The sequence below is a fragment of the Pseudomonas fulva genome, from assembly GCF_023517795.1.
GTDB lineage: Bacteria > Pseudomonadota > Gammaproteobacteria > Pseudomonadales > Pseudomonadaceae > Aquipseudomonas > Aquipseudomonas fulva_D.
This window is the reverse complement of record NZ_CP082928.1, coordinates 1,186,812-1,198,293: the sequence shown is the minus strand read 5'-3', so window position 1 is coordinate 1,198,293 and position 11,482 is coordinate 1,186,812. Positions and strand designations below refer to the sequence as shown.

12 protein-coding genes are annotated in these 11,482 nt (G+C 63.5%); 9 read left to right on the top strand and 3 right to left on the bottom strand.

Going from position 1 to position 11,482, the window contains the following annotated elements:
* Positions 1 to 80 precede the first annotated feature (80 nt).
* The gene (locus K8U54_RS05425; protein WP_249909201.1) at positions 81 to 848 is read left to right on the top strand and encodes a GntR family transcriptional regulator; all 768 of its coding nucleotides are present in this window, start codon (positions 81 to 83) and stop codon (positions 846 to 848) included.
* A 76-nt stretch (positions 849 to 924) separates the two neighbouring features.
* Here K8U54_RS05425 and smpB read toward each other — a convergent pair whose 3' ends face one another.
* Positions 925 to 1,407 carry an SsrA-binding protein SmpB gene (gene smpB, locus K8U54_RS05420; RefSeq protein ID WP_013792693.1) on the bottom strand — a complete coding sequence of 161 codons (483 nt, stop codon included), beginning with the start codon at positions 1,405 to 1,407 and terminating at the stop codon, positions 925 to 927.
* A 199-nt stretch (positions 1,408 to 1,606) separates the two neighbouring features.
* Here smpB and K8U54_RS05415 point away from each other — a divergent pair, with 199 nt between their 5' ends.
* Positions 1,607 to 2,044, top strand: coding sequence for a type II toxin-antitoxin system RatA family toxin (locus K8U54_RS05415; RefSeq protein ID WP_249909200.1), 438 nt, complete (start codon positions 1,607 to 1,609; stop codon positions 2,042 to 2,044).
* Positions 2,034 to 2,363: an RnfH family protein gene (locus K8U54_RS05410; protein ID WP_249909199.1), complete on the top strand. Its 330-nt coding sequence runs from the start codon at positions 2,034 to 2,036 to the stop codon at positions 2,361 to 2,363. Before K8U54_RS05415 ends, K8U54_RS05410 begins: the two co-directional genes overlap by 11 nt.
* Positions 2,364 to 2,425: 62 nt before the next feature.
* On the opposite strand, the gene K8U54_RS05405 is transcribed toward K8U54_RS05410, so the two are convergent.
* A complete protein-coding gene (locus K8U54_RS05405) occupies positions 2,426 to 2,935 on the bottom strand; it encodes an outer membrane protein assembly factor BamE (RefSeq protein ID WP_249909198.1) in 510 nt (169 codons plus the stop codon).
* A gap of 96 nt (positions 2,936 to 3,031) precedes the next feature.
* Here K8U54_RS05405 and fur point away from each other — a divergent pair, with 96 nt between their 5' ends.
* Positions 3,032 to 3,439, top strand: a complete 408-nt coding sequence (gene fur / locus K8U54_RS05400) for a ferric iron uptake transcriptional regulator (RefSeq protein ID WP_013792689.1) — start codon at positions 3,032 to 3,034, stop codon at positions 3,437 to 3,439.
* Between the two features lie 82 nt (positions 3,440 to 3,521).
* Here the strand turns inward: fur and recN are convergent, their stop codons facing one another.
* Entirely contained in the window at positions 3,522 to 5,195 is a 1,674-nt protein-coding gene (gene recN / locus K8U54_RS05395; RefSeq protein ID WP_249909197.1) for a DNA repair protein RecN, read from the bottom strand.
* Positions 5,196 to 5,371: 176 nt separating this feature from the next.
* Here recN and grpE point away from each other — a divergent pair, with 176 nt between their 5' ends.
* The 5 genes from grpE (at position 5,372) to carA (ending at position 11,456) form a co-directional block, all read left to right on the top strand.
* Positions 5,372 to 5,938 (top strand): nucleotide exchange factor GrpE, encoded by a 567-nt coding sequence (gene grpE / locus K8U54_RS05390; RefSeq protein ID WP_070884267.1) that lies wholly within the window; start codon positions 5,372 to 5,374, stop codon positions 5,936 to 5,938.
* 99 nt (positions 5,939 to 6,037) lie between these two features.
* On the top strand, positions 6,038 to 7,963 hold the full coding sequence (gene dnaK / locus K8U54_RS05385) for a molecular chaperone DnaK (RefSeq protein WP_249909196.1): 1,926 nt from the start codon (positions 6,038 to 6,040) through the stop codon (positions 7,961 to 7,963).
* A 122-nt stretch (positions 7,964 to 8,085) separates the two neighbouring features.
* The gene (gene dnaJ, locus K8U54_RS05380; RefSeq protein WP_249909195.1) at positions 8,086 to 9,213 is read left to right on the top strand and encodes a molecular chaperone DnaJ; all 1,128 of its coding nucleotides are present in this window, start codon (positions 8,086 to 8,088) and stop codon (positions 9,211 to 9,213) included.
* A gap of 62 nt (positions 9,214 to 9,275) precedes the next feature.
* Complete coding sequence (gene dapB, locus K8U54_RS05375; RefSeq protein WP_434059986.1) at positions 9,276 to 10,082, top strand: 4-hydroxy-tetrahydrodipicolinate reductase; 807 nt, start codon at positions 9,276 to 9,278, stop codon at positions 10,080 to 10,082.
* 237 nt (positions 10,083 to 10,319) lie between these two features.
* On the top strand, positions 10,320 to 11,456 hold the full coding sequence (carA, locus tag K8U54_RS05370) for a glutamine-hydrolyzing carbamoyl-phosphate synthase small subunit (RefSeq protein WP_249909193.1): 1,137 nt from the start codon (positions 10,320 to 10,322) through the stop codon (positions 11,454 to 11,456).
* Positions 11,457 to 11,482 lie beyond the last annotated feature (26 nt).

The following is an 11,482-nucleotide window of genomic DNA, read 5'->3' as shown; positions in this document are numbered from 1 at the left end:
ATGCCACTGGGTAGGCTGCACGGATTTTCGGTAGCCGGGCGATCCGGCGCCGTTTGCGGGGGTTGTGGAGTGTTGAAGCAATGAACTTTGGTCCGCTGCGACAGAGGCGGCTGTCAGACGATATCGTCGAGCGCCTCGAGGCCATGATCCTCGAAGGCACGCTCAAGGCTGGCGAGCGCCTGCCGGCCGAACGGGTACTCGCCGAGCAGTTCGGCGTGTCGCGTCCGTCGCTGCGTGAAGCCATCCAGAAACTGGCGGCCAAAGGCCTGCTGAGCAGCCGCCAGGGTGGCGGCACCTATGTGTGCGAGAGCCTGGGCTCGACCTTCAGTGACCCGCTGATGCACCTGCTGGAAAGCAATGCCGACGCGCAGCGCGATCTGCTCGAGTTCCGGCATACCCTGGAAGGGTCCTGCGCCTATTACGCGGCGCTGCGTGCCACCGATGTGGATCGCCAGCGCCTGAGCGAGGCGTTCGAGCGTCTGCAGGATTGCTACGGTCGTGCCGGCGAGGTGACGCGGGCGGAGGAGGGGGCGGCGGATGCCAGTTTCCACCTGGCCATCGCCGAGGCCAGTCACAACGCCGTGCTGTTGCACACCATTCGCGGCTTGTTCGACCTGCTCAAGCGCAACGTGGTCACCAATATCGGCGGCATGTATGCGTTGCGCGGCGAGACCCGCGGCATGCTCAACGCCCAGCATCGCGCCTTGTACGAGGCGATCATGCAGGGGCGTGCCGAAGATGCCCGAACGCTGTCCAACCAGCACATCGATTACGTGCAGGAAGTCCTGGCTGACGTGGTTCGGCAGGAAGCCCGCGAGCAGCGCGCGCAAAGGCGCCAGGGGCTGTAGGCAGTCGGTTGGGGCGCCCGGAGCGGCGAGATGGAGCTGGGTAGAAGGTGCTGCGGTTCGTCATCGAACCGCAGCGTTACTCGTCCTTGCCCTTGCTGCGCATGGCGCGCTGCACTTCGCGATCGGCGTCGCGCTCTTTCTCGGTGTGGCGCTTGTCGAAGTCCTTCTTGCCCTTGGCCAGGGCGATCTCGCACTTCACCAGATGCTGTTTCCAGTACAGCGACAGCGCCACGCAGGTGTGACCCTTCTGCTGTACGGCGCCGAACAGCTTTTCCAGCTCGCGGCGATTGAGCAGCAGCTTGCGCGTGCGCGTCGGGTCGGCGATGACGTGGGTGCTGGCGGTCTTCAGCGGCGTGATGTGGCAGCCCATCAGCCAGGCTTCGTCGTCCTTGAGCAGGACGTAGCTGTCGACCAGCTGGGCCTTGCCGGCACGCAGGCTCTTCACTTCCCAGCCGGCCAGCGCCAGGCCGGCCTCGAAGCGGGACTCCACGAAATAGTCGTGCATCGCCTTCTTGTTCTGGGCGATGCTGCCTTGCGGATGTTTCTTTTGTTTAGCCATAGGCGGCGCATTATAGGGAGTCCGGTGACGGCGCGCCATGCATGCCTGCTAAAAGCCCTGCGGCAGCCGTGCGCTTGAGCCCTCGGGGCGAATCCCCGACAATATCGGGATACTCGCTTCGGGTTGATGTCTGTCGTAAGAGGCATAAGCCCGCGATATCGCGCTGCTGCGATATCGCCAACCGTGGAAATTCAATTGTATGAGTACTCACATCCAGCGCTCGGCCTTGCTGCCGTATCCGGCCCAGGCTCTCTATGACCTGGTCAACGATGTCGAGCGCTATCCCGAGTTCCTGCCCTGGTGTGCGTCGAGCGCGGTCATCGAGGCCAGCGATACGCATATGCTCGCCAGCCTCGAAGTGGCCAAGGCCGGGCTGAGCCAGCGGTTCACCACGCGCAATGTGCTGGTGCCGGGGCAGTCGATCGAGCTGAACCTGGAAGACGGCCCGTTCGAGCACCTGCACGGCCAGTGGACGTTCAAGGCGCTGGGCGACAAGGCCTGCAAGATCAGCCTCGATCTGACCTTCGATTACGCCGGCCCCATCATGCGTGCCACCCTGGGGCCGCTGTTCAATCAGGCCGCCAATACCATGGTCGATGCCTTCTGCCAGCGGGCCAAGGAGCTCCATGGGCAGTGATCGGCTGTCGGTGGAGGTGGTGTTCGCCGCGCCTGACCGGCAGGTGCTGGTCACCCTGCAATTGCCTGCCAACGCCACGGTACGCCAGGCAGCCCTGCAGTCCGGGCTGCAGGCCTATTTCCCGGAGTTGAATCTGGCCGAGGCGCCACTTGGCCTGTTCGGCAAGGTGGTGGCATCGCCCGATACGCAGCCGCTCGAAGAGGGTGATCGGGTGGAGATCTACCGGCCGTTGCTGGCCGACCCCAAGGAGGTGCGCAAGCGTCGCGCGGCTCAGGCGGCTGAGCGGGCGAAGCAGCAGGGGAGCGCGAACCGGCGTTAGCTTGCGGTTTTACAGGCTGCAATGAAAAAGCCCCGGCATTGCCGGGGCTTTTCGTTGGGAGCTTACTGAGGCGAGGTTTCCAGCGGCTCCGGGGTCGGTACCGGTACGGTTTCGACGTTGTCGACGTCGCGCTGGATCTGCTCGAGCAGCGAGCCCGGTGCGGCCGGCTCTTCCTGCTGCTGGGTAGGCGCCTGCTGCGGGGAACCGTCGCGGCCGAGGATCTGTTCATCGCGGCTGGTGCCGGGCATGAAGTCGCCGGACAGACCTACCAGTTGATCGTTGCCATCGAAATTGAGCGTCACGCGCTCCTGCTGACGCTGGCTGCCGCCGGCCTGCATGCTGTACAGGTAGTCCCAGCGATTGGCGTGGAAAGTGTCCGTTATCAGCGGGTTGCCCATGATAAACCGTACTTGGCGCCGGGTCATTCCAGGACGCAACTGGTCTATCATATCCTGCGTGACGACATTGCCCTGTTGGATGTCGATTTTATAAACCCCGGGGAATGAGCAGCCGGCGAGTGCGATGAGCCCCATGAAGGTGAGGCTGGTCAGCAGGAGTCTGGTTTTTTGCATCGGTGGGCGTCTTCCACTATCTTGGCTGGGCAACGTAAACCCCGATCATACCCGCAATAAGGGAAGCTGCGAAGCGCTTCCGCGAGAAAGCAGACCATGGTTGAAAATAGCGAACTGCGCAAAGCTGGCCTGAAAGTAACCCTGCCACGGGTCAAAATCCTGCAGATGCTCGACTCTGCCGAGCAGCGTCACATGAGTGCAGAGGATGTCTACAAGTCGCTGATGGATGCGGGCGAGGATGTCGGTCTGGCAACCGTTTACCGCGTTCTGACCCAGTTCGAGGCGGCTGGCCTGGTGGTGCGCCACAACTTCGATGGCGGCCACGCCGTGTTCGAACTGGCCGACGGCGGCCACCACGACCATATGGTGTGCGTGGATACCGGCGACGTGATCGAATTCTTCGATGCCGAGATCGAGAAGCGCCAGAAGGAAATCGTCCGCGAGCACGGTTTCGAGCTGGTGGATCACAATCTGGTGCTCTACGTCCGCCGTACCGCCAAGTAAGCGTATCGGTTGACTGGAAAAGGCGACTCAGGTCGCCTTTTTTCATGCCCGACGGAAAATGATTTCTGCAGGTTTCTGCTGATCAGCTATGCGCGTTGCTGACCAGTTTGCGGGCGTGGGCCAGGGATTCATCGGTGAGGTCGATGCCGCCCAGCATGCGCGCGACCTCCTCGATGCGCTGGGCCTCGCCCAGCTTGCTGACCGCCGTGCGGGTGGCGTTGCTGCCCCGTACCTTGTGCACGAACAGGTGCTGGTGGCCTTGTGCGGCGACCTGGGGCAGGTGGGTCACGGTCAGCACCTGGCCGCGTTCGCCCAGGCGGCGCAGCAGTTGCCCTACCACTTCGGCGGTGGGGCCGCCGATACCCACATCCACTTCGTCGAACACCAGGGTCGGCACCCGCGAGGTCTGTGCGGTAATCACCTGAATGGCCAGGCTGATGCGCGACAGTTCACCGCCCGAGGCGACCTTGGCCAGTGCCTTGATCGGTTGCCCCGGGTTGGCGCTGACCAGGAACTCGACCTGCTCCAGACCGTTGGCGTTCGGCTCGCTGCCATCGATGGGCTGCAGCTGAATGCTGAAGCGCCCACCCGGCATGCCCAGGGTCTGCATTTCCTTTTCCACGGCCTTGCCCAGCTTACCGGCGGCCTTCTGCCGCTTGCTGCTGAGTTCGGCGGCCTTTTCCTGATAGTGACGGCCGTAGGCAGCAAGCTCCTCGCCCAGGCGCTCGGCGGCCTGGTCATCGGCATTCAGGCCTTCCAGTTCGTCGAACAGCTGCTGCTGCATCGCAGGCAGTTCGCTGGGCTGGATGCGGTGCTTGCGGGCCAGGGTGTAGATGGTGTCCAGGCGTTCTTCGAGTTGCTGCTGGCGCTCGGGGTCGGCGTCGAAGTGGTCGAGAAAACGGTTGAGTTCGCCCATCGCCTCCTCGATCTGGATCTGGGCGCTGGCCAGCAGGTTGGTGGCTTCGTTCAGGGCGCCCGGCTGGCCCTGCAGGCTGCCGAGGCGGTTGAGGCTGGCGGTGAGCACCGACAGCACGTTGCCGGCATCGCTCTCGCTGCACTGATCGATGACCTGGCGGCAGGCGCTGAGCAGGCTTTCGGCGTTGGTCAGGGCCTTGTGATCCTGTTCCAGCTGCTCCAGCTCGTTGTCGCCCAGGCCGAGGTTTTCCAGTTCTTCGAGCTGGTAGCTGAGCAACTGGTGGCGGGCGCGCTGCTCGTCGCCCTGGGAGGTCACGCGCTCGAGCTCGCTGCGGGTCTGCTTCCAGCGTTGCGCGGCCAGTTGCACCTGGCGGGCCAGCTCCTGAGCGCCGGCGTATTCGTCGAGCAGGCGGCGATGGGTGTCGGTCTTGAGCAGCGACTGGTGTTCGTGCTGGCTGTGAATGTCGATCAGCAGTTCACCCAGTGCCTTGAGGTCGCCCAGCGGGCAGGGCGTGCCGTTGATGTAACCGCGCGAGCGACCTTCGGCGGTGATCACCCGGCGCAGGATGCACGGGCCGTCATTGTTCAGGTCGCGCTCGGCGAGCCAGGCGTGGGCTTCGGGAATGTCGCCCAGGTCGAAGCTGGCGAGGATGTCGGCCTTGTCGGCACCGGGGCGTACCACGCCGCTGTCGGCGCGATCGCCCAGGGTCAGGCCGAGGGCGTCGAGCATGATCGACTTGCCGGCGCCCGTTTCGCCGCTGATGACGCTCATGCCTCGATCCAGTTCCAGATCCAGGTGTTCGACGATGGCGTAATTATGAACGGACAGGTGCACCAGCATGGCGAGGCCTCTCAGGGTTTGTCTGGTTATTTATACAGTGGTTTGCGATGGGGTGGCAAGACGCTGACGACTGGCTGCCGGAAAGTGCTGGTAGCCCTTGAAACCCTACAGATCGTCCTTATATAGCCGGCAGACGCGCGAGTTGAGGCTCGTCGAATCATTTAGAGGAGAAATGCATGGCTGACGAACAGAACCTGGATCCGCAGACTTCCGAAGCGCAAGCGAACGACGCGGCGCCGAGCGAAGACCTGGCTGCTCGCGTGCAAGCGCTGGAAGAGCAACTGGCGGCTGCGCAGGATCAGTCGCTGCGCATGGCTGCCGATCTGCAGAACGTGCGCCGTCGCGCTGAGCAGGATGTCGAGAAGGCGCACAAGTTCGCCCTCGAGAAATTTGCCAATGACCTGTTGCCGGTGGTCGACAGCCTGGAGCGTGGTCTCGAGCTGTCGAGTGCCGATGACGATTCGATCAAGGCGGTGCGTGAGGGCATGGAGCTGACGCTCAAGCTGCTGCTCGACACCCTCAAGCGTCACCAGCTGGAAGCCATCGACCCCCATGGTGCGCCGTTCAACCCGGAGCACCACCAGGCGATGGCCATGCAGGAGAGCACCAACGTCGAGCCCAACAGCGTGCTCAAGGTGTTCCAGAAGGGCTACCTGCTCAACGGTCGCCTGCTGCGCCCGGCCATGGTCGTGGTCAGCAAGGCACCGGCCGAAACGCCGCCATCAATCGATGAGCAGGCTTGAAATCGGCGGGCTCAGCCCCATTTAGTAAGTCAAGCGTATTAGTGCTACCGCAGCGGTCACGACAACGCTGCGGATATATCAAAGTTTCGGGAGAGTGAAATGGGCAAAATCATCGGTATCGACCTGGGGACCACCAACTCCTGCGTCTCCATTCTTGAAAACGGTAACGTCAAGGTCATCGAGAACGCCGAAGGCGCACGTACCACGCCGTCGATCATCGCGTACGCCAACGATGGCGAGATCCTGGTCGGCCAGTCCGCCAAGCGTCAGGCGGTGACCAACCCGCACAACACCCTGTACGCGGTGAAGCGTCTGATCGGCCGTCGTTTCGACGAAGACGTCGTGCAGAAAGACATCCAGATGGTGCCGTACAAGATCTCCAAGGCCGACAATGGCGACGCCTGGGTGGAAGTGAACGGCCAGAAGATGGCGCCGCCGCAGATCTCGGCTGAAATCCTCAAGAAGATGAAGAAGACCGCCGAAGATTACCTCGGCGAGTCCGTGACCGAGGCGGTGATCACCGTTCCGGCCTACTTCAACGACAGCCAGCGTCAGGCTACCAAGGACGCCGGTCGCATCGCCGGTCTGGACGTCAAGCGCATCATCAACGAGCCGACCGCGGCGGCGCTGGCCTACGGCATGGACAAGGCCAAGGGCGACCACACGGTGATCGTCTATGACCTGGGCGGCGGTACCTTCGACGTGTCGGTGATCGAGATCGCCGAAGTCGACGGCGAGCACCAGTTCGAAGTGCTGGCCACCAACGGTGACACCTTCCTCGGCGGCGAGGACTTCGACATTCGTCTGATCGACTACCTCGTCGACGAATTCAAGAAAGAAACCGGCATGAACCTCAAGGGCGACCCGCTGGCCATGCAGCGCCTCAAGGAAGCTGCCGAGAAGGCCAAGATCGAGCTGTCCTCCAGCCAGCAGACCGACGTCAACCTGCCGTACATCACGGCGGATGCGACCGGTCCCAAGCACCTGAACGTGAAGATCTCCCGTTCCAAGCTGGAGTCGCTGGTCGAGGACCTGGTGCAGCGCACCATCGAGCCTTGCCGCATCGCGCTGAAGGACGCTGGTATCGACGTCGGCGCCATCAACGACGTGATCCTGGTCGGTGGCCAGACCCGTATGCCGCTGGTGCAGAAGACCGTTGCCGACTTCTTCGGCAAGGATGCCCGCAAGGACGTCAACCCGGACGAAGCCGTGGCCATGGGTGCTGCTATTCAGGGTGCGGTACTGGCTGGTGACGTCAAGGACGTGCTGCTGCTCGACGTGTCCCCGCTGACCCTGGGTATCGAAACCATGGGTGGCGTGATGACGCCGCTGATCGAGAAGAACACCACCATCCCGACCAAGAAGTCGCAGGTGTTCTCCACGGCCGACGACAACCAGAGCGCGGTGACCATCCACGTGCTGCAGGGCGAGCGCAAGCAGGCGGGGCAGAACAAGTCCCTGGGCAAGTTCGACCTGGCCGAGATTCCGCCGGCTCCGCGTGGCGTACCGCAGATCGAGGTGACCTTCGACATCGACGCCAACGGTATCCTGCACGTGTCCGCCAAGGACAAGGCCACCGGCAAGCAGCAGTCGATCGTGATCAAGGCCAACTCCGGTCTGTCCGATGACGAGATCGAGCGCATGGTGCGTGACGCCGAGGCCAATGCCGAGGAAGACCGCAAGTTCGAAGAGCTGGCTGGCGCGCGCAACCAGGGTGACCAACTGGTACATGCGACCCGCAAGATGCTCACCGAAGCCGGCGACAAGGCCACTGCCGAAGAGAAGGCTGCCATCGAAACCGCTCTGGGCGAGCTGGAAGTTGCCGTGAAGGGCGACGACAAGGCGGCCATCGAGGCGAAGATGAACGCGCTGTCCGAAGCCACCACGCCGCTGGCGCAGAAGATGTACGCCGAGCAGCCGCAGCCAGGCGCTGCCGGCGCCGGTGCGGCGGATGCTGGCGAAACCAAGGGCTCTGCCGACGATGTGGTCGACGCCGAGTTCGAGGAAGTCAAGGACAACAAGTAAGCCCCGGCTTGCCTGTGTTGCGCCCTGCCGCACTGCGGTGTGACAGGGCGATCCGCCGCGCGGGGGCTTGCTCCCGCGTTGGCGTGTCTGGACGGTAAGAATTTTGAGAGTGCTAGAAACCCATGTCTAAACGTGACTACTACGAAGTGCTCGGGGTCGAGCGCGGTGCCAGCGAGGCGGAGCTGAAAAAGGCTTACCGTCGCCTGGCGATGAAGCATCACCCCGATCGCAACCCCGGCGACAAGGCGGCCGAAGAAGCCTTCAAGGAAGCCAACGAGGCTTACGAAGTGCTGTCCGACGCCGGCAAGCGCAGCGCCTACGATCAGTACGGTCATGCAGGCGTCGACCCACAGATGGGCGGCGGTGGCGGCTTTGGGGGTGGCGGCGCGAATTTCTCCGATATCTTCGGCGACGTGTTCAGCGATTTCTTCGGCGGCCAGCGTGGCGGTCAGCGCGGCGGTGCGCAGCGCGGCAGCGACCTGCGTTACACCCTGGAGCTGGATCTCGAAGAGGCGGTACGTGGCACCACGGTGACCATTCGCGTGCCGACCCTGGTCAACTGCAAGACCTGCGACGGCTCGGGCGCCAAGAAGGGCACCAGCCCGGTGACCTGTACCACCTGTGGCGGCATCGGTCAGGTGCGCATGCAGCAGGGCTTCTTCTCGGTGCAGCAGACCTGCCCGCGGTGCCACGGCAGCGGCAAGATGATCACCGACCCCTGCGGCTCCTGCCATGGCCATGGCCGGGTCGAAGAGCACAAGACCCTGTCGGTCAAGGTGCCGGCCGGTGTCGATACCGGCGACCGCATCCGCCTGTCCGGTGAGGGCGAGGCGGGCACCCTGGGCGGCCCGGCAGGCGACCTGTACGTGGTGGTCAACGTGCGCGAGCACGCGATCTTCCAGCGTGACGGCAAGCACCTGTACTGCGAAGTGCCGATCAGCTTTGCCGATGCGGCCCTGGGCGGCGAGCTGGAAGTGCCGACCCTCGATGGTCGGGTCAAGCTGAAGATTCCGGAAGGCACCCAGACCGGCAAGCTGTTCCGTCTGCGTGGCAAGGGCGTCGCCCCGGTGCGCGGCGGTGGTGCGGGCGATCTGATGTGCAAGGTGGCGGTGGAAACCCCGGTCAACCTGGATCGTCGCCAGCGCGAGCTGCTCGAAGAATTCCGTCAGTCCCTGGCGGGCAACAGCTCCAACTCGCCCAAGGCCAATGGCTGGTTCGAAGGCGTGAAGCGCTTCTTCGGCGACCTTTAATGCGGTAATGCACGGCGAGCAGCGGGCAATGGCCGGCTGCTCGCCGTTTGTACTTTGGAGTTATGCATATGCGTATTGCAGTCACGGGCGCCGCCGGGCGCATGGGCAAGAACCTGATCGAAGCCGTTCACCAGGCCGATGGCGTGGTGCTCGGCGCCGCCGTGGCGCGCCCGACCAGCACGCTGCTCGGGGCCGATGCCGGTGAGCTGGCCGGTGTCGGCAAGCTGGGGGTGGCGTTGTCCGGCAGCCTGGAGAGCGTGCTCGACGGGTTCGACGTGCTGATCGACTTCACCCATCCCTCGGTGACCCTCGAGAATCTGGAAACCTGCCGCCGCGCCGGCAAGGCCATGGTGATCGGCACCACCGGCTTCAGCGCCGTGGAAAAGCAGCTGCTGGTCGAGGCCGGCAGGGAGATTCCCATCGTCTTCGCCGCCAACTTCAGCGTGGGCGTGAACCTCTGCCTGAAGCTGCTCGACACCGCCGCCCGGGTGCTGGGCGACGATGTGGATATCGAAGTGCTCGAGGCCCATCACCGCCACAAGGTCGATGCGCCTTCGGGAACCGCCCTGCGCATGGGCGAGGTGGTGGCCAATGCCCTGGGGCGCGACCTTGAAAAGGTCGCGGTCTATGGGCGCGAAGGGCAGACCGGTGCCCGGCAGCGTGAAACCATCGGTTTTGCCACGGTGCGTGCCGGCGACGTGGTCGGTGATCACACCGTGCTGTTCGCCGCCGATGGCGAGCGCGTGGAAATCACCCACAAGGCGTCCAGCCGCATGACCTTCGCCAAGGGCGCAGTGCGTGCCGCGTCCTGGCTGCAGGGGCGCTCGCCACAGCTCTACGACATGCAGAACGTACTGGGCCTGAAATGACTTGATCCGAGGGCGCCAATGGCGCCCTCGGTCATCATGACGGGTGGCCGTGGATCGGATTTCAGGTTTTTGCCGCTGAACGCCTTTCGAAAAAAGCGCTTTTCCTGTAAGCTTTTCGCTTTAGTGTGTCCACTAAAAGTTGCGCAGAATGAATCAAACAAAAAAGCGGGATGACCTTCACACGTCATCCCGCTTTTTTACAATCTGCGTTTGCTCCACGATCTACGGGAGGTCTTCTTGAGTAAGCCAGCCATACTCGCCCTTGCTGACGGCAGCATTTTTCGCGGCGAGGCCATCGGGGCCGACGGCCAAACTGTCGGGGAGGTGGTGTTCAACACCGCCATGACCGGCTATCAGGAAATTCTTACCGATCCGTCTTATGCCCAGCAGATCGTTACCCTGACCTATCCACACATCGGCAACACCGGCACCACGCCGGAAGATGCCGAGTCGGATCGCGTCTGGGCTGCCGGCCTGATCATTCGCGACCTGCCGCTGATCGCCAGCAACTGGCGTAACAAGCAATCGCTGCCCGATTACCTCAAGGCAAACGGCACCGTCGCCATCGCCGGTATCGACACCCGTCGCCTGACCCGCATCCTGCGCGAGAAAGGCTCGCAGAACGGCTGCATCCTGGTCGGCGCAGATGCCACCGAGGAAAAGGCTCTCGAACTGGCGCGCGGCTTCCCGGGCCTGAAAGGCATGGACCTGGCCAAGGAAGTCTGCTGCACCGAGCGCTACGAATGGCGCTCCAGCGTGTGGAACCTGAAAGACGACAGCCACCCCGAGATCGCGGCCAGCGAGCTGCCTTATCACGTGGTCGCCTACGACTACGGCGTCAAGCTCAACATCCTGCGCATGCTGGTCGAGCGCGGCTGCCGCCTCACCGTGGTGCCGGCGCAGACCCCGGCCAGCGAAGTGCTGGCGCTCAATCCCGATGGTGTGTTCCTGTCCAACGGTCCTGGCGACCCCGAGCCGTGCGACTACGCCATCCAGGCGATCAAGGACGTTCTGGAAACCGACATCCCGGTATTCGGCATCTGCCTCGGCCACCAGCTGCTGGCCCTGGCCTCCGGCGCCAAGACCCTGAAAATGGGCCACGGCCACCACGGTGCCAACCACCCGGTACAGGATCTCGACACCGGCGTGGTGATGATCACCAGCCAGAACCACGGTTTCGCCGTGGACGAGAACAGCCTGCCGGGCAACCTGCGGCCGATCCACAAGTCGCTGTTCGACGGCACCCTGCAGGGCATCGAGCGTACCGACAAGGACGCCTTCAGCTTCCAGGGCCACCCCGAAGCCAGCCCGGGCCCCAATGATGTCGCCCCGCTGTTCGACCGCTTCATCGAAGCCATGGCCAAGCGCCGCTAAGCCCGCTGAGCAAAGAATTCGAGAGA

Coding starts and splice junctions, on each gene's coding strand:
- K8U54_RS05425 (WP_249909201.1), top strand. CDS start 81: ATGAACTTTGGTCCGCTGCGACAGAGGCGGCTGTCAGACGATATCGTC.
- smpB (WP_013792693.1), bottom strand. CDS start 1,407: ATGGCTAAACAAAAGAAACATCCGCAAGGCAGCATCGCCCAGAACAAG.
- K8U54_RS05415 (WP_249909200.1), top strand. CDS start 1,607: ATGAGTACTCACATCCAGCGCTCGGCCTTGCTGCCGTATCCGGCCCAG.
- K8U54_RS05410 (WP_249909199.1), top strand. CDS start 2,034: ATGGGCAGTGATCGGCTGTCGGTGGAGGTGGTGTTCGCCGCGCCTGAC.
- K8U54_RS05405 (WP_249909198.1), bottom strand. CDS start 2,935: ATGCAAAAAACCAGACTCCTGCTGACCAGCCTCACCTTCATGGGGCTC.
- fur (WP_013792689.1), top strand. CDS start 3,032: ATGGTTGAAAATAGCGAACTGCGCAAAGCTGGCCTGAAAGTAACCCTG.
- recN (WP_249909197.1), bottom strand. CDS start 5,195: ATGCTGGTGCACCTGTCCGTTCATAATTACGCCATCGTCGAACACCTG.
- grpE (WP_070884267.1), top strand. CDS start 5,372: ATGGCTGACGAACAGAACCTGGATCCGCAGACTTCCGAAGCGCAAGCG.
- dnaK (WP_249909196.1), top strand. CDS start 6,038: ATGGGCAAAATCATCGGTATCGACCTGGGGACCACCAACTCCTGCGTC.
- dnaJ (WP_249909195.1), top strand. CDS start 8,086: ATGTCTAAACGTGACTACTACGAAGTGCTCGGGGTCGAGCGCGGTGCC.
- dapB (WP_434059986.1), top strand. CDS start 9,276: ATGCATATGCGTATTGCAGTCACGGGCGCCGCCGGGCGCATGGGCAAG.